Origin of the sequence: Enterobacter genomosp. O (genome assembly GCF_001022965.1) — a bacterium.
Classification (GTDB): Bacteria; Pseudomonadota; Gammaproteobacteria; order Enterobacterales; family Enterobacteriaceae; genus Enterobacter; species Enterobacter cloacae_L.
This window is the reverse complement of sequence record NZ_LECZ01000026.1, coordinates 1,039,115-1,063,533: the sequence shown is the minus strand read 5'-3', so window position 1 is coordinate 1,063,533 and position 24,419 is coordinate 1,039,115. Positions and strand designations below refer to the sequence as shown.

General features: G+C 49.0%; 31 protein-coding genes and 1 other RNA gene. 18 read left to right on the top strand and 14 right to left on the bottom strand.

Annotated elements, in window-relative coordinates:
- Positions 1-70: 70 nt before the first annotated feature.
- Positions 71-409 carry an outer membrane protein assembly factor BamE gene (gene bamE, locus ABR39_RS18820; protein ID WP_008502502.1) on the top strand — a complete coding sequence of 113 codons (339 nt, stop codon included), beginning with the start codon at positions 71-73 and terminating at the stop codon, positions 407-409.
- A gap of 109 nt (positions 410-518) precedes the next feature.
- On the opposite strand, the gene ABR39_RS18815 is transcribed toward bamE, so the two are convergent.
- Entirely contained in the window at positions 519-806 is a 288-nt protein-coding gene (locus ABR39_RS18815) for an RnfH family protein (RefSeq protein ID WP_025759268.1), read from the bottom strand.
- A complete protein-coding gene (locus ABR39_RS18810) occupies positions 796-1,233 on the bottom strand; it encodes a type II toxin-antitoxin system RatA family toxin (RefSeq protein WP_024908332.1) in 438 nt (145 codons plus the stop codon). The genes ABR39_RS18815 and ABR39_RS18810 overlap by 11 nt, the downstream gene beginning before the upstream one ends.
- Before the next feature lie 156 nt (positions 1,234-1,389).
- Between ABR39_RS18810 and smpB the strand changes: the two genes are divergently transcribed.
- From smpB to ABR39_RS18800, 3 genes are all read left to right on the top strand, one after another.
- Positions 1,390-1,872 (top strand): SsrA-binding protein SmpB, encoded by a 483-nt coding sequence (gene smpB / locus ABR39_RS18805; RefSeq protein WP_008502505.1) that lies wholly within the window; start codon positions 1,390-1,392, stop codon positions 1,870-1,872.
- An 89-nt stretch (positions 1,873-1,961) separates the two neighbouring features.
- Positions 1,962-2,325: a transfer-messenger RNA gene (ssrA, locus tag ABR39_RS24420) on the top strand.
- A gap of 204 nt (positions 2,326-2,529) precedes the next feature.
- Positions 2,530-3,777: an integrase domain-containing protein gene (locus tag ABR39_RS18800; protein ID WP_047348137.1), complete on the top strand. Its 1,248-nt coding sequence runs from the start codon at positions 2,530-2,532 to the stop codon at positions 3,775-3,777.
- A gap of 202 nt (positions 3,778-3,979) precedes the next feature.
- Here the strand turns inward: ABR39_RS18800 and ABR39_RS18795 are convergent, their stop codons facing one another.
- From ABR39_RS18795 to ABR39_RS18765, 7 genes are all read right to left on the bottom strand, one after another.
- Positions 3,980-4,459 carry a hypothetical protein gene (locus ABR39_RS18795; RefSeq protein WP_224247006.1) on the bottom strand — a complete coding sequence of 160 codons (480 nt, stop codon included), beginning with the start codon at positions 4,457-4,459 and terminating at the stop codon, positions 3,980-3,982.
- 54 nt (positions 4,460-4,513) lie between these two features.
- Positions 4,514-5,467: a DUF4365 domain-containing protein gene (locus tag ABR39_RS18790; protein WP_047348135.1), complete on the bottom strand. Its 954-nt coding sequence runs from the start codon at positions 5,465-5,467 to the stop codon at positions 4,514-4,516.
- A gap of 108 nt (positions 5,468-5,575) precedes the next feature.
- On the bottom strand, positions 5,576-6,307 hold the full coding sequence (locus tag ABR39_RS18785) for a hypothetical protein (protein WP_047348134.1): 732 nt from the start codon (positions 6,305-6,307) through the stop codon (positions 5,576-5,578).
- Positions 6,300-6,512, bottom strand: coding sequence for a hypothetical protein (locus ABR39_RS18780; RefSeq protein ID WP_047348133.1), 213 nt, complete (start codon positions 6,510-6,512; stop codon positions 6,300-6,302). Before ABR39_RS18780 ends, ABR39_RS18785 begins: the two co-directional genes overlap by 8 nt.
- The gene (locus ABR39_RS18775; protein ID WP_047348132.1) at positions 6,512-9,028 is read right to left on the bottom strand and encodes a S8 family peptidase; all 2,517 of its coding nucleotides are present in this window, start codon (positions 9,026-9,028) and stop codon (positions 6,512-6,514) included. Before ABR39_RS18775 ends, ABR39_RS18780 begins: the two co-directional genes overlap by 1 nt.
- Positions 9,029-9,067: 39 nt before the next feature.
- The gene (locus ABR39_RS18770; RefSeq protein ID WP_047348131.1) at positions 9,068-10,243 is read right to left on the bottom strand and encodes an AAA family ATPase; all 1,176 of its coding nucleotides are present in this window, start codon (positions 10,241-10,243) and stop codon (positions 9,068-9,070) included.
- 713 nt (positions 10,244-10,956) lie between these two features.
- Entirely contained in the window at positions 10,957-11,700 is a 744-nt protein-coding gene (locus ABR39_RS18765; RefSeq protein WP_131701714.1) for a hypothetical protein, read from the bottom strand.
- Positions 11,701-11,821: 121 nt separating this feature from the next.
- Here ABR39_RS18765 and ABR39_RS18760 point away from each other — a divergent pair, with 121 nt between their 5' ends.
- From ABR39_RS18760 to ABR39_RS18705, 13 genes are all read left to right on the top strand, one after another.
- Entirely contained in the window at positions 11,822-12,037 is a 216-nt protein-coding gene (locus ABR39_RS18760) for a helix-turn-helix transcriptional regulator (protein WP_047348129.1), read from the top strand.
- Positions 12,038-12,264: 227 nt separating this feature from the next.
- Positions 12,265-13,875: a YfjI family protein gene (locus ABR39_RS18755; protein ID WP_047348128.1), complete on the top strand. Its 1,611-nt coding sequence runs from the start codon at positions 12,265-12,267 to the stop codon at positions 13,873-13,875.
- Between the two features lie 400 nt (positions 13,876-14,275).
- Entirely contained in the window at positions 14,276-15,394 is a 1,119-nt protein-coding gene (locus ABR39_RS18750; RefSeq protein ID WP_224247001.1) for a hypothetical protein, read from the top strand.
- Between the two features lie 277 nt (positions 15,395-15,671).
- On the top strand, positions 15,672-16,136 hold the full coding sequence (locus ABR39_RS18745) for a hypothetical protein (RefSeq protein WP_004114621.1): 465 nt from the start codon (positions 15,672-15,674) through the stop codon (positions 16,134-16,136).
- A 54-nt stretch (positions 16,137-16,190) separates the two neighbouring features.
- Positions 16,191-16,550, top strand: a complete 360-nt coding sequence (locus ABR39_RS18740) for a hypothetical protein (protein WP_004136901.1) — start codon at positions 16,191-16,193, stop codon at positions 16,548-16,550.
- 84 nt (positions 16,551-16,634) lie between these two features.
- Positions 16,635-16,847: a hypothetical protein gene (locus ABR39_RS18735; RefSeq protein WP_047058010.1), complete on the top strand. Its 213-nt coding sequence runs from the start codon at positions 16,635-16,637 to the stop codon at positions 16,845-16,847.
- A 106-nt stretch (positions 16,848-16,953) separates the two neighbouring features.
- A complete protein-coding gene (locus tag ABR39_RS18730; protein ID WP_047058009.1) occupies positions 16,954-17,775 on the top strand; it encodes a DUF932 domain-containing protein in 822 nt (273 codons plus the stop codon).
- Between the two features lie 79 nt (positions 17,776-17,854).
- Complete coding sequence (locus ABR39_RS18725) at positions 17,855-18,334, top strand: antirestriction protein (RefSeq protein WP_075206252.1); 480 nt, start codon at positions 17,855-17,857, stop codon at positions 18,332-18,334.
- 10 nt (positions 18,335-18,344) lie between these two features.
- Positions 18,345-18,485: a hypothetical protein gene (locus ABR39_RS26255; RefSeq protein WP_226863590.1), complete on the top strand. Its 141-nt coding sequence runs from the start codon at positions 18,345-18,347 to the stop codon at positions 18,483-18,485.
- A gap of 89 nt (positions 18,486-18,574) precedes the next feature.
- Positions 18,575-19,057: a RadC family protein gene (gene radC, locus ABR39_RS18720; RefSeq protein ID WP_047058008.1), complete on the top strand. Its 483-nt coding sequence runs from the start codon at positions 18,575-18,577 to the stop codon at positions 19,055-19,057.
- Between the two features lie 13 nt (positions 19,058-19,070).
- Positions 19,071-19,292, top strand: coding sequence for a DUF987 domain-containing protein (locus tag ABR39_RS18715; protein ID WP_047058007.1), 222 nt, complete (start codon positions 19,071-19,073; stop codon positions 19,290-19,292).
- 22 nt (positions 19,293-19,314) lie between these two features.
- Positions 19,315-19,674 carry a type IV toxin-antitoxin system YeeU family antitoxin gene (locus ABR39_RS18710; RefSeq protein ID WP_047058006.1) on the top strand — a complete coding sequence of 120 codons (360 nt, stop codon included), beginning with the start codon at positions 19,315-19,317 and terminating at the stop codon, positions 19,672-19,674.
- A gap of 38 nt (positions 19,675-19,712) precedes the next feature.
- Entirely contained in the window at positions 19,713-20,087 is a 375-nt protein-coding gene (locus ABR39_RS18705) for a TA system toxin CbtA family protein (protein WP_047058005.1), read from the top strand.
- A gap of 79 nt (positions 20,088-20,166) precedes the next feature.
- Here ABR39_RS18705 and ABR39_RS18700 read toward each other — a convergent pair whose 3' ends face one another.
- From ABR39_RS18700 to ABR39_RS26405, 5 genes are all read right to left on the bottom strand, one after another.
- Positions 20,167-20,622 (bottom strand): hypothetical protein, encoded by a 456-nt coding sequence (locus ABR39_RS18700; RefSeq protein ID WP_223226960.1) that lies wholly within the window; start codon positions 20,620-20,622, stop codon positions 20,167-20,169.
- A 3-nt stretch (positions 20,623-20,625) separates the two neighbouring features.
- Positions 20,626-21,615, bottom strand: a complete 990-nt coding sequence (locus ABR39_RS18695) for a glycosyltransferase (protein WP_047058004.1) — start codon at positions 21,613-21,615, stop codon at positions 20,626-20,628.
- A 772-nt stretch (positions 21,616-22,387) separates the two neighbouring features.
- Complete coding sequence (gene lpxP, locus ABR39_RS18690; protein ID WP_047058003.1) at positions 22,388-23,296, bottom strand: kdo(2)-lipid IV(A) palmitoleoyltransferase; 909 nt, start codon at positions 23,294-23,296, stop codon at positions 22,388-22,390.
- 202 nt (positions 23,297-23,498) lie between these two features.
- The gene (locus ABR39_RS26095) at positions 23,499-23,771 is read right to left on the bottom strand and encodes a hypothetical protein (RefSeq protein ID WP_170833537.1); all 273 of its coding nucleotides are present in this window, start codon (positions 23,769-23,771) and stop codon (positions 23,499-23,501) included.
- A 79-nt stretch (positions 23,772-23,850) separates the two neighbouring features.
- Positions 23,851-24,027 carry a YnfU family zinc-binding protein gene (locus ABR39_RS26405; RefSeq protein WP_213076229.1) on the bottom strand — a complete coding sequence of 59 codons (177 nt, stop codon included), beginning with the start codon at positions 24,025-24,027 and terminating at the stop codon, positions 23,851-23,853.
- A 153-nt stretch (positions 24,028-24,180) separates the two neighbouring features.
- On the opposite strand from ABR39_RS26405, the gene ABR39_RS18680 reads away from it, so the two are divergent.
- Positions 24,181-24,414: a hypothetical protein gene (locus ABR39_RS18680; RefSeq protein ID WP_004132711.1), complete on the top strand. Its 234-nt coding sequence runs from the start codon at positions 24,181-24,183 to the stop codon at positions 24,412-24,414.
- The last annotated feature ends 5 nt before the right edge of the window (positions 24,415-24,419 follow it).

The following is a 24,419-nucleotide window of genomic DNA, read 5'->3' as shown; positions in this document are numbered from 1 at the left end:
AGGTCTATTATCATCGGCATATTACATATGAGCCGCGTTCTGCTCGGGCCCGAAAAGGAATCAAATCACTATGCGTTGTAAAATGCTGACCGCTGCCGCAGCGGTTCTTCTGATGTTGACCGCAGGCTGTTCCACTCTGGAGAAAGTGGTTTACCGTCCTGACATCAACCAGGGGAACTACCTTACCCCTAACGATGTGTCCAAAATCCGTGTGGGGATGACACAACAGCAGGTCGCTTATGCACTGGGAACCCCGATGATGTCCGACCCGTTCGGCACTAACACCTGGTTCTATGTATTCCGTCAGAAGCCGGGGCATGAAGATGCGACCCAGCAGACCCTGACGCTGACCTTCAGTAGCGCCGGTGTGTTGACCAACATCGACAACAAGCCTGCCCTGACCAAATAATCAGGCGTCAGAAATGCAAAAAGGTGCTCATTGAGCACCTTTTTTGTGTCTGAACTCTTGCGCAGAATCGTAGCCCCAGTAAGCGCAGCGCCACCGGGGAAAGAAACCGCTACTTACCAGATTTCTCCGCACGCTGGCGACGCAGCTCTTTCGGGTCAGCAATCAGCGGACGATAAATCTCCACCCGGTCGCCCTCTTTCAGCACATCACCCAGCTTCACCGGACGGCTGTAAATCCCGACCTTATTTTTAGCCAGGTCAATATCGCTGCGAAGCTCAAGGATACCGGAAGCACGGATAGCCGCCTCAACGGTTGCGCCCTCTTCCAGCGTTACGCGCTGCAGGTACTGCTTCTCCGGCAATGCGTACACCACTTCAACAGCTATCTTATGCGACACTGTAAACCTCTTTGGCGCGGGTGGTGAACGCCTGAACCATATTCGAGGCCAGCTCTTTAAAGATGCGGCCAAACGCCAGCTCAATCAGCTTATTGGTGAATTCAAAGTCCAGCTGGAACTCAATGCGACAGGCGTCTGCACTCAGCGGCGTAAACTTCCAGCCCCCCATCAGGGTTTTAAACGGACCATCCACCAGATGCATCAAAATACTCTGATTGCTGGTCAGCGTATTGCGGGTGGTGAACGTCTTGCTGATCCCCGCTTTGGAGACATCCACCGCCGCCGTCATCTGCGTCGGGCCCGACTCCAGAACGCGGCTCCCGGTGCACCCCGGAATAAACTCTGGATAAGACTGAACATCGTTCACTAACTGATACATTTGTTCCGCGCTGTAAGGCACAAGCGCAGTACGGCTAATCTGAGGCATAGCATTTCCCATGGTCACACAACGGACAAATAATAACATTTATCACCTGTTAAAAAAACGCTAAGCCTCATCTCGTGCTAAGATAGCGCGTTAGACCTCACAGGACGCAATGAGGTGACTTTTTGAAATCAGATTACCGACGGCTTTACGACACTTATGACGAAGAAAAAAGCACATAAACCAGGCTCGGCGACCATTGCGCTCAACAAGCGTGCTCGCCACGAGTATTTCATTGAAGAAGAATTCGAAGCTGGCCTTGCGTTGCAGGGCTGGGAAGTAAAATCGCTGCGCGCCGGGAAAGCCAACATCGGCGATAGCTACGTGATCCTGAAAGATGGCGAAGCCTTCCTGTTCGGCGCGAACTTTACGCCGCTGACCGTCGCCTCTTCACACTACGTGTGTGACCCTACGCGCACCCGCAAGCTTCTGCTGAACAAGCGTGAGCTAGAATCCCTCTACGGACGTATTAACCGTGAAGGTTTTACCGTGGTCGCCCTGTCGCTGTACTGGAAAAACGCCTGGTGCAAAGTGAAAGTTGGCGTCGCGAAGGGTAAAAAACAGCACGACAAACGTACTGACCTGAAAGAGCGCGAGTGGCAGCTGGACAAAGCGCGCATCATGAAAAACGCAGGACGTTGATTCTGCACACTTATTGTACTATTCAATAAGTTAGCGTTCCGGGCTGGTATCCAGGAAGTTAAATCTGGTATACTCAGTTCAACACTATTGGGGCTGATTCTGGATTCGACGGGATTTGCGAAACCCAAGGTGCATGCCGAGGGGCGGTTTGCCTCGTTAAAAGCCGCAAAAAAATAGTCGCAAACGACGAAAACTACGCTTTAGCAGCTTAATAACCTGCTCTGAGCCCTCTCTCCCTAGCTTCCGCTCTTAAGACGGGGATCAAAGAGAGGTCAAACCCAAAAGAGATCGCGTGGAAGCCCTGCCTGGGGTTGAAGCGTTAAAACTAATCAGGCTAGTTCGTTAGTGGCGTGTCTGTCCGCAGCTGGCGTGCGAATGTAAAGACAAACTAAGCATGTAGTACCGAGGATGTAGAAATTTCGGACGCGGGTTCAACTCCCGCCAGCTCCACCAAAATTCTCCATCGGTGATTACCAGAGTCATCCGATGAAGTCCTGAAAGCCCGCACGGCGCAAGCCCTGCGGGCTTTTTTGTGTCCTCAATTTGTCCCGCGAAGTCCGAAGAGAACTAATTAAATCCGAACCTTTTAGGCACCTTGTTAGGCACCTCATAAAGCTTTATTGTTTTTGAGGTGCCTAAAACTATGGAAACCCGGCAATGGCAAGACAAACCAAACCTCTCTCCGTTAAGGAAATCGAATCTGCCAAACCCAATGAAGCGGACTATGTGCTCTATGATGGCGATGGCCTTGAGCTACTGATCAAATCCAGCGGGAGTAAAATCTGGCAATTTCGCTACATTCGCCCCGTCACCAAGAAGCGAGCGAAAAAGAGCATTGGCCCCTACCCGTCAGTTACGCTTGCCGATGCTCGAAGCTATCGGGCAGAATCCCGTTCTCTTCTTGCGAAACAAATCGATCCCCAGGAACATCAGCAAGAACAACTGCGTAGTTCGCTTGAAGCCAAAACTAATACTTTCCAGCTCGTGGCAGAACGTTGGTGGAATGTGAAGAAAGCCAGTGTTACCAAGGACTATGCGAAAGATATCTGGCGCTCTCTTGAAAGAGATATCTTTCCTGCGATTGGCGACGTTAGCGTTACCGATATTAAAGCTCATACACTGGTTCAGGCCGTCCAACCAGTTCAGGCCAGAGGAGCACTGGAAACCGTTCGTCGCCTGTGCCAACGCATTAATGAGGTCATGATCTATGCCCAAAACACAGGGCTGATTGATGCTGTTCCCAGCGTTAATATCGGTAAAGCCTTCGAGAAGCCTCAGAAAAAGAACATGCCCAGCATTCGACCTGATCAGCTACCTCAACTGATGCATACAATGCGAACGGCCAGCATTAGCCTTTCCACACGCTGCCTGTTCATGTGGCAACTTCTTACTATTACCCGCCCTGCCGAAGCGGCTGAAGCTCGCTGGGAAGAGGTAGACCTAGAAGCACGAGAATGGAAGATTCCTGCCGCACGCATGAAAATGAACCGCGACCATACTGTTCCATTGTCAGATGAAGCAATTGCGATACTGGGGATGATGAAGCCGATAAGTGAAAATCGAGAATTTATCTTTCCCAGCCGCATCAAGCCAAACCAACCGATGAATAGTCAGACCGTTAACGCATCGCTAAAACGTGCAGGTTTTGGTGGTGTGCTCGTTTCACACGGTTTGCGTTCTATCGCCAGCACAGCCCTTAATGAACAGGCTTTTCCGCCTGATGTTATTGAAGCGGCATTGGCCCATGTGGATAAGAATGAGGTGCGTCGTGCTTATAACCGCAGTGACTATCTCGAACAACGTCGCCCAATGATGCAGTGGTGGGCGAATTTTGTTCAAGCGGCAGACCGTGGAAGTATTATTGAAGGTGGGTCTAAAGGCATTAAATTACTATCTATGCCCTAACTGCATCGTGTCCAGATATTGGGCGCGATGCAGACTCACAGGCCACTTCATGCCAAGAGCGGAAGTTTCTAACATTGTGGCGCATTATCAGCAAGGAGCAGGTCACTTGCAGCCGGGTCGTATAAAAGCAGAATGGAAAGTGGAACTCAGACCGACTTGATAATTTAGCCCTCAAGGAATAAGCATCCCGAAGGTGCGGGGACTATAGAGATACATCCATGCAGTTATAAGCCTCACTGACACCCGCATGGTTCATAGCACAGGCCTTTAAAATAATCAGCGCGTGGTGCATTAGAAGTTCACTTCGCTCAGGCTCAAACCAGCGACCATTAAACTTCCCGCCGTGGAAAAGGTTGTTTCGTATTCTGCGTATTAACAGCAGGACCAGCTGCGCCTTACTTGTGCTCTGTACGGGGCTTTCATCCCAGGCTAGTTCACCGTTTCTGACGATCTGCTTTTTGGGAGGATGACTCAGAATGTAGTCAATAGCGCCGGCCAGTTCTGTGGTTCCGGGCGAAGCGACGATGTCCTCAACCTCAGCCGCATAGCGATCCCAGTTGGCCTTTGCTGCCCCGTCCCCCTGCGTAAAACCCGTCATTTTGAGGCAGAACTCATATCGTGCAAATTCGATGAAAAACTCATAGCACAGGCTATTAAGTCGGGATCCAGCGGTAATCATCATTCTTCCCTCTAATGTGTCTATTTGCCGTTATCAGCAAAACGAAATGCAGTAGAATTAATCACCGAGATACTTCCGGCGCTCATTCCAAGTAAGCTTTGACAGCATGGGGCAGGGATTCAGCGCAAAATTTACCAGCTCCGGGTCAGCCATCTCCCAGAACCGTTTGTAAGCCACTACAATCTTTTGCACGAGTGCCAGGATATCCTGAAACTGAATGTCCAGCCGGTCCAGAATAGACGTAAAATGATGCTCCATCATTTCATTCCCATCGTAGCTATTCCATTTTTCATTACGGATGACTGCCTCAACCGTGAGTACATTCCAACTGAGACCAAGAAAATAACTCAATTTTTGCATCCGCGAATAAACACCACGCAACTGACGCTCGTACTTATGCTTTCCGAAGTTTTCCAAATCGAATGTGCCATCGCCGTCTACGGGCATATGCTCGTCACGTCCGTAACGCCAGAAAAGCTTCATAAAGTCACGATGGACCTGAATCACTGAAGGCAAATCGTGGTCCATACGTCGCAGGATTTTACCATTCTGGTAGTCATTGAACGCTTTCTCCTTGGTTAATAGGTCGGCTGAAGTGAAGGTGAAGCTGAGTGATTCTGAGTTGCTTAGAATATATCTGTCTGGATCCCGTCGAATTTCGCGCTCAATTGATTTCGAGTAAATCATGCCGGATACGGTATCAACCAGAACAATTAATACAGGTGCTTCATAACTGCGCCAGAGCCTCAGCGTACTCCGTTTAACGGAAACGCTATGGCTGCCCTGATTGCTCATATTTCCGGTGGAGGTGCCTTTAAGCTGAATCCCCACAATCTGCCCCGTAACCTGATTGCCCGGGCTGGTGAACTCAAGCTGAAAATCAATGCCGTAGTCATTTTCAGACAGCTCCCGCAGTATCCATTCAGGCGGAATAAAGAGCCGGAGCATGCTTTTAGCTATACTGTCAGTCACGTGGGAGTGATGCCGCTGCGGGTACGCATTATCGTCCATAATCATCCTTTATGAAGCATGTCAGAGACCTTGAACAGGGTCTGCCGGTGCAGCAAACTGTCTGACAAGATGGCAGATTGCTGCAAACAATTTCTGCGGGCGCAGAGATTAAATAGCGTCTTTAACATTGCCTGACAATTTTGTGGCAAGTGAAGATTCACCCAGCCCAAAAAAAATCCCGGCCGCCACCGCAATGATGGCGTTACCGGGGATCAGCGCCGTTGAAACTTCCCCGAGTTTAATCTCAAAAAATCCTGCCAGAAGGCATAATGTAACAGCCGATGACAGTGTGCAGCAGTAAATCAGCCTCATTAGCAGACTGCGATGCTGGCTGATGTTCTCGTAGATTTCATCAAATACGATGCTTTTGGTTTTGATTGAAACAAACAGCCAGGAACCTATACAGGTCCCGATGAGCACGGCGGGTACGTTTTTCAGTTCAGCATTATAAAAATACTGTGCTGCGCCCAGAATAATCATTAGTAGCAGGGCATAGAGACCGTATACCCCCATTATCCGGTTTCTGACCAAGGTCCATGACGAACTCAGGATAGTCTTTTTCAGCTCACTGAGCGCTTGGCTTGCCGGAACAAAGTCAGCCTCCCGGCCTGAGAAACAGACCTTCGCAGCCTGAAATACCTGCTCGTAGACTTCTAGCCGCTTTTCTTTATCCTTTTCAAACAGTGCATTAACGGTCTGAACAACACGATCCACATCAAGGCGAAACGCCAGATATTCCTCAGGCACCTTCCCGTTGCCAACAGGGGAAAAGCCAATTCCCTTAGGATCGGAATCATTGGGATATCGCGAAACCACAAAATAACATTTTGGCTCACTCATCACACAGCACCTGCTTCTTGCAGATCGTGCATTCATCGGTTTCCTTGCGGGCAAGAAGAATCGAGGGCTCCATAGAGAAAACTGGCCGCGATTTCATGATTTCAATCTGAGCAAGGATTGTTGTCACATTTTCCCGATGCTGCGGCGCTGATTCCAACAGGCCATTGAAGTAGGAGGTCAGAACCTCTAGATTTCTGTTTAACATTATTGGCCTGCCCTAATATTGAGATGCTGTGTCACGGTAATATCCTCAAACTCAATGCCATAAGCGCTGAGCTCCTGTCTGACCTCGTTGAAAAGGTCATTCGTTCTGTTCTGTGTATCTTCGATTGTGAGTAGTGCGGTAAAACCAACTTCCTCGTCTGGAAACTCTCCTGGCGTTCTCTCGATTGAACTGATTTTCAGTCGCCACTGGTCAGAAGCACCTACGCCAGCCTTAGTTTTGGTTTCAAACGCATATTTTTTGACGGGCCACCACTTCAGGCCGAAGTCAATTTGGCTTTTCTCATAGTTAACGTCTTTACCGAGGCGAACGTCCCAGACTGACTGGCAGTTTTTCCGGTACGCCCATTCATCAGTCTGAGAGTCCCGCTTAAACTGCTGAAGCACAGCGTCAACGTTGACACGGCAATATTCTGCGCCATAGTTCTGATTAATGACGGGATCGTAGGCAATGGTCAGCGTGGCTTTACCGTGGCACTTTCCGCCTTCCGTGGTCAGACTACGGGGCCAGTTGAAATCAAACTCCAGTACTTCGCTGCGCTTAAGGCTTCCGCTCAGCACCAGCGTAATACTGCTGTCGTCACTGTGAAGCATATCGCGGGAGGTCAGTGGCATGCCGAATCCGGCGAATCGCCTTGCTGAAGAGATATCCACGCTCTTATCTCTGAGTGGCGGCGTCAGGTCTGAGTGATGAACCAGCATAGCGGCAAGAGAATTGCGTGACAGTTTGCCTGCTGTCCTTTGGTCCAGACTGGCAAGAATTTTGGATACCAAGGGCGCAGAGAAACTGGTTCCCGCCTCTTCCACGAGTTCTCCGCTGCCGTCAATGGAAACCAGTCCGGTTCGCCCCGTCTTCAGGGAGTACCCGCCATAGTGGATCACATCCGGTTTTACGCCCATGGCCACTCCGGGTCCGCGACGGGTATAGACCGTAGGTGCACCGTGAACGCTGATGTCACATCCAGGCGGATTTACCGCTCCCACGGTAATGGCGCTGACGGCCTCCGCAGGCTGAGAAAGCCTGTCAACGTCAGAAAAATGCAGCGCAGCCGGTCTTGAAGCCCAGGGGGCCCGGAAATCTATAGGACGCAGGTTTCCGGAAGAAATGACAAAGAGCACATCGTATTTTTTGGAAATGCGGTCGATTTGCGTGGCGGCAAAGCTGTAGGAATCATCGCGGACAAACTCGCGGAAGTTGAGGCTGAAGTTAAAGATGCGAAACCCCTTCGCCACCGCATCACCAACCTCAATATCCAGCCAGTCGAAAAAGTCACCCGGGTCGGAAAAATAGCTGGTGAACGTATTGGATTTACTGTTGTGAACGGGGATCCAGATATCATAGAGCAGACAACCGTCATCATCGACCTGAGGAAGCTCCGGATTCAGCATGCCCCCACAGACCAGCAGGCTGGCCACCTGTGAGCCATGGTTGGGATCGCAGTCTTCAGCTTCAAAGCCATCGGATACTTCCACACACCACTGGGCCAGTTCGGCATGATGGATACCACTATCAATGACGCCCACACGGGGATAATCTTCTCCCTCCGTTCGGACGGGCAGCGAGAAGTCCATCTCCACCGGAGAGTGTGACGGGTTCGCCCGGGAAATTTTTGGCGGCAGGGAAATACGCTTCACCACCGGGCTTGCGCTAAGAACAGAAAGCAGGAGCCTGTGCCTTTTCGAGGAATAATCAACGTCAGAAGGTAAAAAATTCAGCTCCAGCCTCTTGTCAAAATCCACCTTAAAATCGTGTCCTGAATCCGGTCTGAGAAGCTGGATCATGATGGCTTCAGATGATGACGGATAACGGCTCATTTTTGTCGCATACACGCCGGCCCCCAGCATCTTGAGCTGCTCCCTCAGAGACCGCTTCATCGAACTTATGGCATCGCTGGTCACGGTAAACAGCTTGGCGTCAACGGGTCTGAAATCAACCAGTTCAACCTGATAGCCGGCAAATCCCTCATCCTTATCGGCATGCCAGGCAGCGCTATCCTCCGCAGAAAAGGCAATTTTCTCTTCACTGCCATAAAAACTGATACGGTCAATTGCCCCCGTCTCGCTTTTTGCTTCGCTGGGCTTATTGACATTTTTGCGCAGTTTTTCGTCGTATACCTTTTTGGTATATTCTTCAGCGCTATCAATTTTGTTGTAAAGATGAACCAGATTTTTATCCGTCACCTGTATGAGCAGCTCCCCTATTCCCAGGGCGCCCACCACAGGCGCTTTACTTCCGGGAAAGAGAGAGTCAACGGGACGGTGAGATTTCGCCAGCGCCTGAGGATTAAGCTCAACTTTCACAAGGCCAAGATCGTGACCTGACCGGTTGAGCTGGCTTCTGACATTTCCTACTTCATCAAGGAGGTTTCTTTTGTGCTTTTTGAAGGCATCATCACGATCAGCGTAAAAATCAGTATTGTTACCCATCGCTCTGCGTTGTGGCGTATTTTTATACTGCTCTGAATTTAAAATAACCTGAACCGGATTATTTCTTTTCATATGTTACCCAATCCTTAGCAATCAACCTCCCGACGACAGTCAGGACTCTTTTATATTTCTGGAAACTTTTGACTGAGTAACGTCAAAAACCAGCGCAATCTCTTTTTGCGTGAACTCATGCTTTTTATGCAACAAGCTCATTATTGCTGCGTCCTGATTATTTGATAACAACTGCATGAATTCGTTAACTTCACTGCCTGCATGAATGACTGCAAATGACCGAACAGCCTCAATAAAAGTCTGATCGGCGTTACCAATAGCGGACATTCTCTTGAAGTGATTTAACATTAACTGAATATCTGAACCGTTAAATCCATCTGTCAGTACGGTCAAAAATTTTATCTCTTCCGCCGTAAAGTTCAAGGGATTAATATATTTTTCAATAATCTTCAACCTTGCTACGTAATTTGGCTTAGGTACCAGTATACGCATCTCAAATCTTCGCCAGACTGCAGGATCCAGTAATACTTCATGATTGGTAATTGCCAGCGTCATACCACTCTTCGATCTGGCATCAATACACTGCAGTAATGTGTTGACGATACGCTTGATTTCACCGACCTCATGTTTGTCATTGCGGGCTTTAGCCACAGCATCAAACTCGTCCAGCAGCAGCAGGCAGTCATACTGAGCAGCAAAATCAAACAGATTATTGATATTTCTTGCACTGGTACCCAGTAAAGACGAAACAAGCCCATCCAGCTTGGCCAGCACGATCGGTAATCCGAGCATCCTGGCGATATAAAAGGAAAGCATGGTTTTACCCGTCCCCGGCAGTCCGAAAAGCAGGCAGCTCAGCGATGGCATCACACCAAACCGAGCCAGTTTATCCAGATTATTCCATTGCTCAATCAGCTGACTGACCGCGGATGCCAGCTCGTCGGGCATGACCGGAAGCTCGGCATTGGCAAGCTCTTCCGGAAAAATGATCTGCGCAAGGGGAGAACCACTTTCTTTATCCACAGGCACTTTAACGTTTTCCCTGAGCTCCTGCTTTCTGAGAAATGAGACACGGGAGAGCTCAACCCTGGCTGGCTCCAGGGTATTGAGCGTACTGGCTTTGTTAATCAGTCCCCTGAGCAGCTTTGCTTCTGCAACCTGCTGATCGTTTCTGAGGGCATCATAAAGGCGCTCCATCTGCTGCAAAGCACCTGCAGAGGCCCCATCCTTGATAATCTGCCGACATAAAGCCGCTACGATTTTAAAGTTCTCCACATGACACCTGTATACTTATCCAGTTAAATGATTTTTAGATTATAGAGAGCCCTTCTGCCGCATGCAACTACCACAGATAAAATTCGCATAAAAACCATGAAATGTGAATTAAAATCAGAAAAAATTGCATCGAAATAGACATAATCGAATTTTTAACTGGAAAATTTGAATACTTTATAAATCCATCAGAATTTGTTCGCATTTCCCGTAAAGAAATGAAGAGCATTCCTCACCCAGTCAGACTATGAAGACTTTTACTGTGCGATCAAGATGAATACGCAGTGTCAGATAAAGAGGGAAAGCAAGAACTGAGACAGAAAATCTCAACGGATTCCCGATAATAAGCCTGCATATCAAGGTCCTAGATTGCTCTGAAGTGCAGACGGTTTTGCGCTCGGTCTGCAATCAGCAACAATAACAAAGGTGACCCCCCTCTGGCCTTATCCCTGCCCTTAGTTATCTGACGAACTTTTTCCCAGTGATACCGGCAAAACAACAATCCATAGCCAGCAAAGTTAATCAGGCTGACAAGGCATATCTTAAGACTGATATGTTCCCCCCATTTGGTGGCCGTTAACTGGCTGTTGTTCCGGCAGGGAACCTTTGGTAAGGCAGCAGATTCCCATACGCTGTTGAGGGTTTTACAGGCTTTAACAATCAATCATACACTCCAGCGTCGTCTCCTCAGAACATTGAACCGTCTCCCGATGCAATCAAGTTCCGGGCCTTTTTAAAAGTTCCTTAACTTGTTTGCCAAATTCTGGTGACGTTTTATCCCGACACCAGTCACCAATCAGACGTTCCAGATCAATCGGTTCAGGCTTTATTTTCTGCCCGACGATGAATAAACGTAACTCAGACTCAACACTCTCAACTGCCTGGGCCCGGCTTTTCCAGCCTTCGGCGGGCATATGCTCCTCAATCAGGGACAGAAATTCTTTTTTTACTGGTTCAAACAACTCCCTTTTAGACTTTGCCCCTTTTTTTCCAGCCTCGCTCCGCACTTCACTGAGTGACCGATGCTCCTCTTGCTTATCGAGTTGATGATGGGCTCCCTGCCATGCCCCCAGGCAGTGAGTTGCTCGCAGCATGGCGCGAATACCTTCTCCCAGACCACCTCTCTTCCAGACATATTGCCCCCACCAGAAAAGGATTCCGGCAGCATCCAGGTAACAATCTATATCCTTTCCGAAAACACCGACCTTAAGGTGAGACTGCTCGTAACAATCATTCACCTTCCCATTAACAATTCTGGTTTTAGATTCTCGACTCCACCCCCTCATATCACTCAAGGCATCCCGAAACCATTGTTTTACTCGTCTTTTTTCCTCTTCGCTGGTAAGTCTTTTTTCCTGATGAAGCAGGGAATACATGCTCTGCACCTGATCTTTAACTATTGAGAAAAAAACATCCGTGCATTCAGCATCACATGAACACAATTCGTTGTTATCAGACAAAATATCTCCTTAAAAAGTACGTTGAGCAAAATCATTTAGTATTTTTGGTCTGCGTCTACCCGATCATTTTTACTCCCTGTACCGTGACACTATCAATCCATGCAGCGCTAAAGGGAATCAAATGAGTACGACCATACAAAGCATCAGGATACTGCGCATACGCGCCGTTGTTAACAAAACGGGCATCGCCCGCTCAACCATCTATGACTGGATCAACCCGAAGTCGCCGCGCCACGACCCGACCTTTCCGAAACAGCGCAGGCTGGGTATGCAGTCCGTCGGCTGGCTTGAGTCAGAGCTGGATGCATGGCTGCTGGAACGCCAGCAGGCATCATAAGCGATGAGATAGTATTGGTAAAAATTAAAGGAGGATACGCAGGTTATATAACAACGTCTCTGATTTAAATATGTGCTCGCTGCGACATATTTTTGCCAGTTGCAAGGAAACTGAATGCGATTATTTATTGGGTAAGATTATTACTTTAAATAAATTTTGACGCTTGGCTATTTTATTATATTCACAACTAACCCGTTACTGAAAACAGTAACCAAGGAGAATATTACATGCAGAATATACTGCCACACACTGTCATTCCGAAAATGCCGGAGCCTTATATTCCCGTACAAAACAGAACCCCGGAGGGTTACCCTGTCTGCGCGTTCCCGCCGGTGATGCGGGATGTCATTGATGCTCTTTATAACGAGACGGGTATCCCGGCGGAACTGATAGCGGGGGCCGTACTGGCAGCCTCTTCCCTCGCCTGTCAGGCTCATATTGAGGTGGTACCACCACACTCATCGGATCCGATGCACTGTGCACTGTATTTACTGACGCTGGCGGTCTCCGGTGAAGGTAAGACCAGTATCAGCAAAAAAGTGATGAAGCCTTTTTACCGGTTCGCTGAGCAAATGAAGCAGCAGCACGACGGTCTGATGAAGGCACACCTGCGTGCTGACAATATCTGGAAAATACACCAGAAAGCATTGACCAGTAATCTGTACACTGCCATCAAAAGCGGTTCTGAGGGGACGGAGGAAGAACGGCTGTTAGATGAACATGCAGAAACCCGGCAGCAGCCTCCGACCCGCCTGGCGATGCTTTATGACGACACCACCGCAAAGGCGCTCTTGGAAGGTTTGAGCCGGTATTCTGAAGCCGGGGTGCTCTCAGATGAGGCAATTACCTTTTTTAAAGGGTATCTGAAAAACAACCTCGGTTTACTGAATAAAGCCTGGGACGGGGAGACCTATGAATACCACCGCCCGGGCGGTGAGGAGTACGATATCAACGCCTGCCTGACCCTGGCATTAATGGTTCAGCCCCCGGTCTTTGAAAATTACCGCCGTAACCACGGTGAACTCAGCAAGGGAAGTGGTTTTCTGTCGCGGTTTCTTTATATCAATACCATCAGCACGCTGGGACGTCGCCGCACAAATACAGACCACGCTCATTCTGATGAAGCATTAAATGTGTTCCACAGTAAAATTAACCAGTTACTTGATAAGCAAAAGGCGCGTTTTTATAGTCACGATACGCAGAAACAAACGCTCAGGTTATCTGATGATGCGACCACTTACTGGGCAGATAAACAGTCAGAGCTCAGCCGTAAAACAGCCCCCGGACAGCAGATGGAGCATATCAGTGAAATTGCAGCCAAAGCGGGGGCGAATGCCCTCAGGGTTGCGGCCATTCTGACATATATGTATTCACCTGAGAGTTTATGTATTTCGCGGGGGGTCATCCAGGCCGCCTTCAAAATTGTGGAATGGCATCTTGAAGAAGCGGAAAGGCTGTTTTTCCCATCTTCTGAACGGAATGCATTTATGGAGGACGTTTACGAGATGTTCAGGTGGCTTAAGGAGAAATTTCTCGATAATGAGGGATATCCACTCAGGAAAAATGAGGTAAACCGGAACGGCCCGAACCGGCTGCGTGACGCCAGTAAATCACAATCTGTTCTTGAGCAGTTAATCGCACTGGGTCTGATTTGTTTTATTCGTCCCGGCCGTCATTCTGCGGTGTATATTGCCATGCCTTCCCTGGAATGTCGCCACTCATGGTGTATTCCACCGGCATTCCTGGAGAACGGACATAATCCGATTATTGCATCGCCAGAGAATGTCACTGGCAGGTATGGTTTTGAATACTTCGACTTTAACAGGCTGGAATATTAATCGGGACATCTCACTACAGAGGCCCGGATGGCCAGAGCGTACACTGGTTAAACGTCTTCGAAAACAACCACAGAGGCAAAAACCCCGCGCCAGTCGCTACTGGTCGCGATCTGCGCGGGGTTTTCTCAGAATACAGTAGTAAAAAAAGATAATGACGGCAGGTGTAAAGCTCTGTGGATATGAATCATTAACAGCCATCAAAACCTGTAATTTAATAAAATAGTTCTGCTGGTGTATTTCTTACTCATTTGAGACAAATACATTAATATTTAATTTATGTTAACCAATAAATATATTTAATGATACGTAAAATATCATCACCGTTATTGTCAATAAAAACAAAGATATTATTATATTAAATAAGAGTTTGATTATGGCCGTATGTAAAAGAAATAACTGCATGGCACAGATCGGCCATTCACCCGCTGAACGGATATTACGGCTATGCCCGGCACATTATCAGGGCAGACAGTTAAATGCAGCCAGACGAACGGAAAGAGCAGCATTAATATGCCAGTATCCCGCCTGTGGTATCAGTATATCTGAAACCCGCAATCAGTTTTATTGTTGTAAGGAACATCGGGATAAAGCCCGGAGGTTAATCGATGACGATGCTATTATAAGACTGGTTAAGCACTCTTACTGGCTCAATGTGGAAGCTATGCTAAAAAATAATTCCCTTGGACTGGGGAGTATCACCGGTCCGACGGATATTGCAGACCTCATTCGGTTATATCAGCGCAAAGCTGACCACCAGAAAACGTATAATACGCTGAACGGGCACAGAGTTGCTGATACGCCAAAAAGGTTAATCCCCTGGCTGGATCTTGAGCTATGCCACATTTACCCTAACTCTAAGGGCGGTGCAAATATCGCCAGAAACATTATCATCGCACCTGCTGCTATAAACCGGATGATGAAGGATTTTATCCCCTGCTGTCAGTCAGGAGTGCTGAGTGGCATAAAAGCAATGGAAACACCTCAACCGGTTAAATCGACCTTACTGAAAGCGTTAACGGATAAATACGGTTCAGATGCTGTACAGGAAGCATTGTACGGAGTTAAGCATCTTGCCTTTGCTGATTTAAGTCTGTCACGCAGGCTATTTGACACTGATATTTACGCATTTCCTCCACTAACCCGTCTGTTAAAAGAGGAAGCCTTACGCCTGAATTTGATGTCACTATGGGAAACGCTGGTTTGTACCGAAGTCAGCATCTGGCTTAATGCCGGGCCTGCGAATGAATTATTTGCCGTTGCCGCGTTTCATGCGTTGCTGAACGGCGACGGCGACCGCCTGCTGGAGCAATGTTATCGTTTAGTCGATGAAATCAGGGTGAAGCACAAGCGGGGGTCTCAACAAATCTACGACGAATTTCAGCATATACTCAGCCAGTACATGGCAAAATATTTTCACATTGACACTAGCGACCACAGAGCCTGTAATCTCTTCTATAACCGCTTTTTTAGTGTTCCTCCTGTCACAGAGGACGGTATCTGCGCCATACCGCCTCAGTGATGCATTTCCTCAGCCTGTGTTCAATAAAATCTCAGATATATATCACCCTTCTGAAGTGAAACCGGACCATCGATAAACTCGGGCGAGGTTTACGGTAAATATATTTACTGAACCACGATCAATTTTGTCGATCGGTTCGATCGAATTTCATCGTTATCCCCTTCTTTTTTGCAGCTATAAAATCCCAACGGGATGCTTATGACTGTCTGTCTTCTACTAAAAATCATGCAGATACCCTTTCCGGGTAGCGTTTTACGAAAACCAGAGGTGCACAAAAATGAACAGAAAAATGATTCACCCTTTACTACTGACCTGTGCGCTGGTACCGGCAGTGGCAATGGCCTTCGGTAATCAAACCACCTGGACCCGGGGCTGGGGCCAGGGAGTATCAGAGTTTGTTATCAATGGGGAAAGTCAATCGCAACTGTCTCTGACCTGTGAGGATTACGGCTCGCAACCGGCCACGGTCATATTCACTGACGCCAGCGGGCATCAGGTCAGTATGGATGAAGATAAAAGCCTTCAGGTCAGTATCGACGGTGGAGCCCCCATCGACATCAGCGAATCTGGCAGTCGAGTGGGCGGTAATAACCTGGCGCTGGCCTGGGCTCAGCTACGTAATGGCAAACAGGTCTCAGTAACCGGAGACGGTGTTAAGGATGCCACATTCACGCTGGCTGGGGCAGCAAAGGTATTGCCAGTATTCGGGACCCACGGCTGCGTGGGTAAAGATGCACTCTAGCCTGCATCTGAATTTAATACCTGTTGATTACGTTATTTTTAAAAGGAACAGTTTATGAAATTTAAACACATGCTGGTGCCCGCACTGTTTGCACTATCAGCCCTGGCGCTGGCAGAGCCAACGCCATCCATCAAAGTGGAGACCAGTAATCAGGTTCACCCTGCCGGAACACGCTACGTCACGGTCGTGGTCACTGCACTGGATAACACCGTGAAAGTCGAAAATATTGACGTGAACCGGGGAAACTGTCGCATTGCCAACCAGAAATATCTGTACTCCAGTAATAAAGAAACTATTTTGCCTGCCACCCTGCGTTACGGGCAGTCCGTCAGCGTGAGTTTTTATAATAACTGCGTGGCTTCAGAAGTCGTCGTCACTACTGATAAGGGGGGATGGCGTTACACTTACCACTGAGTCCCCGCCCCTGATTAACGTTTCCCAACCTAAAAAATGCCACATGACCAACGGGCTGCCGCTGCGCAGTCCAGAGTAAATCCTATGACCTTTCTGAAAATGCTGGTGACCGCCCTGAGCCAGGCGCTGACCTGGTGCGGCGGACATCATGCCCGGCAGTATATTGAAATCCGCTTTCGTCAGGCCGGTTACGATGACGACTGCATTGATACAGCCCGGGAAGCGGTCACGTTGCTGGTCACTGCACTTATCTCCGCCCTGATGGCGCAGATACTGAAGATTCTGGATACGCTGTAATCCCGCCCTATCCGTTCATTGAGAACAACACATCCAGCCCCTGCCTCCTCACGGAGCAGGGGCTTTTGCTTTTATGCCTTCAGATTAACCAGATGAGGAATCAACTATGCGATTAGCCAGCCGTTTTGGTCGGGTGAACCAGATTCGCCGTGACCGTCCCTTAACCCACGAAGAACTGATGCAGCATGTCCCCAGCATCTTCGGGGAAGACAAGCACGACTCCAGAAGCGAAAAGTACACCTACATACCCACGATCACCCTGCTGGAGAACCTTAAACGCGAAGGGTTCCGGCCATTCTTTGCCTGTCAGTCACGAGTGCGCGACCAGAGCCGACGGGAACATACAAAGCATATGCTGCGCCTGCGTCGTGCCGGTCAGATAAACGGTCAGCAGGTGCCGGAAATCATCATTCTGAATTCGCACGATGGCGCGTCGAGTTTTCAGTTACTGCCGGGGATATTCCGAAGTGTCTGCACTAATTCGCTCGTCTGCGGACAGTCGTTTGGCGAGATCCGCGTGCCACACAGGGGGGATGTCGTCGGGAAGGTGATTGAGGGTGCCTATGAGGTGCTCAGCGTCTTTGACCGGGTGGAAGAGAAACGTGACGCTATGCAGTCCCTGCAACTCCCGTCACCAGCACAGCATGCACTTGCTAAAGCGGCGCTGGCCTACCGTTTTGGGGAAGAGTACCAGCCAGTGACTGAATCGCAAATCCTTGCACCTCGCCGCTGGCAGGACGAGAGCGATGACCTGTGGACTACCTACCAGCGCATTCAGGAAAACCTGCTGAAAGGCGGGCTAAGTGGCCGTACCGCGCAGGGTAAACGTACCCATACCCGCGCAGTAAACGGGATTGATGGCGACGTTAAGTTAAACCGTGCGCTCTGGGTGATGGCCGAAAACATGATGGGCCTGTTGGGCGGGTAATAACCCGCGCCCCGCCACCGAAATCAATCCCCGGCCCGAGTCTTCCATTCAACATCTCCATGCATAAGGAAAAATTAACATGACCGACATGATTAATATTAACGATAAAAATCAGCTACCTCTGCAGGCTGACGATAACGGTTCTGCACATGCTCTGACAGCCGCGCCCGTACCAGACGAACAGCGTGTGGAGTTCTGGCCGCAGCACTTTGGCAACATCCCGCAGTGGATAACCCTTGAACCGCAGGTCTTTGCTTGGATGGATCGGTTCTGCGCTGACTACAGCGGCGGTGTCTGGAATTTTTATACTCTCAGCAACGGCGGGGCCTTCATGGTTCCGGAAACGGACAACGATGTCTTCTGGTCGCTGTTCAACGCCATGAACGGCAACGCCTCAGACATGAGCGCCGAAGCTGCAGGGATTGCAGTCTGTCTTATCGCTTACAGTCATCACGCTTGCCGCACGGAATGCGACTCCATGACGGAACATTACTGGCGTCTGCGTGACTATGCGCTGAACCACGCAGAATGCAGCGCCATCATGCGCATTATCGACTGAGCATCCCGCCATGCCGTATGAACTGTCTCACCTTAATGCCCTGTGGGATACGCTGAGGAATACAACGGTCAGGGATGAGGACGGTGACCTTGTGACCGACGAACCCTTCCTGCATTTCCTGACGGGTACCCCTCTCTTCCATATCTGGTGATGGTTTGAATCCCTGCACGACGAGTTCGTCGTTGCCGAAAAACTGTACAACACATTTCCTCCCAACGCGTCAAAAGACAGGAAAAGCAAATGAATATCACCACGTGTCCCCCTGACAGCGGGGGAATATCTCCCACCGCGCAGCGCACCATCAGACGCGCTCTGACCCTGCTGGAACGCCAGTTACGCGAGCCCGGCGAGGCATTTACCTCCAGCCATGCAGTTCGCGACTGGCTTCGCCTGCAGCTCGCCACACTGGAGCGTGAAGTATTCATGGTGCTCTTCCTCGATAACCAGCATCGTCTTATTGCCCATGAAACGCTCTTCACCGGCACCATCAACCATACGCAGGTACATCCCCGTGAAGTGATAAAGGCAGCACTGAAATACAACGCGGCTGCCATCGTGCTTTCACACAATCATCCGTCAGGTTATGCCGAACCCAGCCATGCCGACAGATTGCTTACTGACCATCTGAAGCAGGCACTTAAACTCGTGGATATCTGTCTGCTGGACCACCTGGTAGTGGGAGGCATGGACATCGTCTCGTTTGCCGAGCGTGGCTGGCTTTAGGGAGAGAATAACGATGAAAATCATCAGCAAACGTCAGGCAATGGCGATATACCGCCAGCATTCTGAGTCCCGGCTGTTTCGCTTCTGTATCGGGAAATATAAGTGGTCCGGCAGTATCTGCCATTACTACGGCAGGGAAGTGCAGGATATCCGGGGTGTACTGGCCGTGTTTGCTGAACGTCGACAGGACCGCAACGGTCCGTATGTGATCCTGCGCAGCGTCACCCTGAATTAACTCACCGTTAAGGAGTACTTACATGCAGAAAGCAACCCGTGTAATCAACCATAACATCGCGGAACCCTGGTGGGGCCTCAGACGCAACGTCACGCCATGTTTTGGTGCCCGGCTGGTACAGGAGGGTAACCGCCTGCATTACCTTGCTGACCGCGCCAGCACCACCGGGACATTTAATGACTCAGATTTACGCCATCTGGACCAGGCATTTCCGTTACTGATGAAGCAGATGGAGCTCATGCTGACCAGCAGCGAACTCATGCCCCGCATTCAGCGCTGCATCACGCTCCATGCAAAAGGGCTGATATGTAAGGCCGATACGCTCGGTTCCTGTGGCTATTTGTATATCGTAATTTATCCGGCGTCTGCAACAACCGCATAAACCCCGGACGCTTTTCCTTCGTCAAAAGAGTGCAAACCATGCAAATACAATCCCTGCCCCCTCAAAGGGCGGCATCGTCACGTCTGTCATCAGTCAAAATCTGGCAAAAATTACTGGAGTATCTGCTGGAGCAACACTACGGCCTTACCCTCAACGACACACCGTTTGGCAACGACAGTATGATCCAGAAACACATTGATGCGGGAATCTCACTGTGTGACGCGGTGAATTTTATCGTGGAAAAGTACGACCTGGTGCGTACTGACCGTCACGGCTTCAGCGTGAAAGAGCAGTCTCCGTTTATCGGCAGCCTTGATATGCTCCGAGACCGGAAGGCTACCGGGCTGATGACCCGCAAGGGATATAAAACCGTTACTGACATCACAGGTGGCAGATTCAGCGGAGGGAAATAATGACGTTAGCCCTGATCGTTGACGCCAACACCGTCAGCGATCAGCCCCTCAGGTACCAGTACAAAGACTGGCGCTTTTATCAGATCTCCATTAGTTGAAAAAGATGTTCGCTCAGACAGCGCGTATGGTGGTAACACCTTAACGGAGATATCCGTCTGAGGTAGAAGAGGGTGTGGCAGGACGCCGCCAGAACATCAGGGGCCGTATCGTCTGTCAGGATGGGGCTTAATTCCGGGGCGTTCAGTAAAATGAAACATTTCTCCGGGAGCATACCGTCGACATTTCCTTTCGGAAAATAACCGCCCAGATACAGTAACACGGCCAGCAGGCGAAACTGTCGGGTGAGTACCGTTTCAGTGTCCCGGTAATGTGCGGCTATCCACAGGCATTCCCGCAGCATAAACCGTCGGGTCCGTCGGGTGAGGTCACCGCCTTTATCATACCAGTGTTCGACGATATCCCTGGCGGAGCGAATGGAGTCATCACCCGTTGTCGCAGTTTGCCACGACCGCGCCAGAAGCGTTGCGATATCCATGGATTAACGCCGCACCTGCGAAACGGCTGCGGGAGTATTGCGGACACCAGGCAGATAAATATTGCGGACCAGCTTCAGGAGGAAAAAGACATCGCTCAGGTTGCTCACGCCGGATACCAGATGGCGAAAGGCTATCCGCGCACGAAAACGCGCCCGGACCGCCAGCCGGTCATTCACCCTGCGCCGGTACAGGCCCAGAAAATGGCGGCTTTCCACCAGCGCATGCCTGACCAGCGCTCGTCTGACAGATCGGTACTGCGTCTGTGTACTGAGTGCCAGAATATCTGCAATCACGTCGCAATAGCTGAACGCGCGGATATCGTAATAATCCGGGCGGTGGGTAATTGACGCCGGGTTATTCACCCACAGGTAATCCTGTCTGTCAGAGAAATAAAATCGGCCATCTGCGGCGGCAAGCTGTATCGTCCAGAGAATGTCCTTGTGGCTTTTCCCTTCCTGGAATCGCAGGTCATGCTCGCGAATATACGCTGAACGGATTATCTGCAGCCACAGATAATGCGGCCATTCCCTCTGACTGACGCAATGGCGTATCCACTGCTGACCCGTCAGCGTCTGACCGTAAGGCTGTCTGCGGTGAACGGTATGCCGCAGATGTCCGGCGCTGTCTGTATGCCGGGCATTGAAAAGGACGACATCGGCCTGTGCTTCGCGGGCTGTGCGCAGCCGCTCCTGCAGAAAATCTGCCGCAACCCGGTCATCCGCATCCAGGAACACCACCCATTCACCACGGTGAATCGCCAGTGCAGCATTACGGGCAGCATACACGCCCTGATTTTCCTGACGAATGAGAATAAGCCGTTCATCTGTAATGGCGCTGAGTAGCGTCCATGTTTCGTCGGTTGAACCGTCATCCACAACAATGATTTCAGTACTGAGCGTTGTTTCGCCAAGCAGTGTATGGACCAGAGCCCCGATGCTGTCAACTGCATTGAAGGCAGGAATGATGACGCTGATATCGATGTTGATTTTCATTGATCAAAGGGAATGTAAACAGAGGGAAGCTTCAGAGTTGTTACCCCATCAGAGGCAATAACCTGCCGGGTACGAAACATTGTCAGGAAGAGCGTCCCGGTGATTTTCGTGCTGGTGTGGACACCACTCGTTTTTCTCTGATTTCCTGGTTAACCACCATCAGACAGCCATCACAAAATTCTTTATCCAGCCCGAAAATCCGGTCCAGAATGCTTCTTTTCTTGTTACATCGGGCACATCTTTTCATTCCATCACCTGCTGTCGCATTCCCATGCCGTGCCCGCAGGACAAAAGAAGGGCGCCCACCAGAGGACAGGAAATAAACTAATAAACAATACGTTAAATGAATTGCTGGGAATTTAGCACAGGCACTAGCGTGCCGGATAATTCATTTTGCAGATCAATTTTATAAAATCGATCGGTTTAATCGATCATCTTTTTCACTCTGCTTTACACGCCATCCGTGTGCCTGCATACCCTATCGGAGCGTTCGGTTTGTCGAGCTGTAAAGGATGCTATGCCTGCTGGATAGTCAAACCATTCCCGATAACTGACATCATGTGGAAGAGAAAATATACAAAAATTATTATCGCTTTGAATGGCAGCTATAAGCGAAAAACGGACCTTCAAATCCGAACCGGTTTAATTGATTAACCTTGGCTGTCAGTCAACCCATCGTTAGCATGAATCCGATCGAAAATTCCTTATCGCATTTTTTACAAATACGCAGTGGCAAGAAAGATAGATTCTGGCTCATGACAAGTAGAGTGGTTCATTTGTATAAAGAGACTTCGCCTTCAGGACGCGTTTTGAACCTGCGATGCATCCACAGGTATTGCTCAGGAGCACGGAGAATTTCACGCTCGATGATCTTGTTCATATAAGCCGCTGCGGCGACCTTGTCTTCCCCTGGATAGCCTGACAACGGATTGCTGATATACATGTGATAACCTTTTTTATCGCTACGTCGAATCATGCTAAGTGTGATCAAGTGTGCACCAGCGAGTTTTGACAGAGCATACGTTCCGTTCGTCGTGGCTGCTTTTTTTACCGAGAAAAAAGGTGCAAAAACGCTTCCTTTAGACCCATAATCCTGGTCTGGTGCAAACCAAACGGCTTCACCAGCTTTTAGCGCATGAACAAAACCAGATAAATTACGTCGATTAATCATAGCTTTATTTGAACGCATACGCCCTTTTGTCTGTACCCATTCCATTAATGGATCATTGTGTGGACGATACGTTGCCATCATAGGATGGCATAACCCCATTACTCTTCCACACAACTCAAGGGACATAAAATGAATCCCGACAACCATTACTCCCCTTGTCGCACCGGTCAGGTTTTCAAGCCCTTCGACATCAAACCATTTTTTGACTCTCGCATCGCTCCAGAACCAGGCCATACCTGTTTCCATCAGTCCCAGCCCGAGAGAAACAAAGTTTTTATTGACCATCTGGCTCCGGGCAAACGGTGTCATCTCGGGAAAGCACAGTTCGATATTTCTAATCGCAATTCCTTCCCGGCGTTTCAGAAAGGGTCTGGATATTTTTCCAAGGCCAGAACCCAGAATATGTAAAACCGGGTAAGGAAGTTGAACGAGAAGCCACAGCAGACCCAAACCAGACCAGGTAAGCCAGTGGCGAGGATGAAGTAAATTATGAGTAAAAGTCTGTGCCATAAATTTCCTTAATGCTAATGAAGGTTATAACGCAAAAGGAAAACAATGAGGCAATTCGTCTTTAGCGATACATTTTGTTTTAGATAATTTAAATCCATCTAAATTCAGGAAAAAATATTTTCCAATGACTGGTGAATAATTTAAAGAGCCAGGGATGAATTGTAAGCCAGCAAGTTTATTCTGTTATAAATCCATGGTTTTATCATTGATACTCAAGGAATTGTCTTCTTGATTCATCATCATCAAGGTACTCAAAAGAAAGAAGCCGAATTTTGGTAAGTTTATAAAACCACTCACAATCGTTTCGTTGAATAATTTCGCCTGGTTTGAAACATATCCCGGATGCCACCCGAATAATCGCATATTTACCATTACTAAACCTGACCCGGTGAATACAGAAAGGTTGGCCAGCCTGTCCGTGACAGCTGTTCGACATGATATGCCCTTCAATAAAAACAGATTTTTTAGATTTCATTATAATACCCTCGACAACTGCAGTACACGAGGAACGTTGTCATTTTCCGACATCACTGACGTTAAGTGGCAGAAGCTGATCAGCCGCCGATACACCAGCATTCTGAAGGTCTGAACAACAGTCCGCAGGCAGGGCACTCAAGAACCGCATCTTTTCTTAGTTTACCTGCTTTCTGATCGGCTCTGTGTGCGCATACCGGGCAGGCAACATGAACCGGTCTTTCTTTAAAATACCTGAGCCCATTTGTATAAGACATAAATAATTCTCTGAGGAATACAGTAATTATTATACGCTTTAATATAAAAATAACTGGCATAAGTTATGTTAAGTTGTGTCTGAATGAGGTTATCAGATATTGAAAATTGAACGTCTGATTTATGGTACACTACCCTTCCGTGAGAAATTTAAGATGAAATCAGAAGACACCCTTGACTGGTATCCGGCACAACTACCGCCTGTGAAAATTATTCTTGGCGAAGCCGTGCTGGCTGTGGGTAAACAGGGCCGACCGATTAATACCCGCACCTTGCTGGAATACCTTCAGGTCATGCAGGACAAACAAAAAAGGCGGGATGACAAAATCGCCATGCAGACTGCGATTGATGTTCTCAGGGATAATCAGCGCATTAACGGCAGACGTTAATGCAC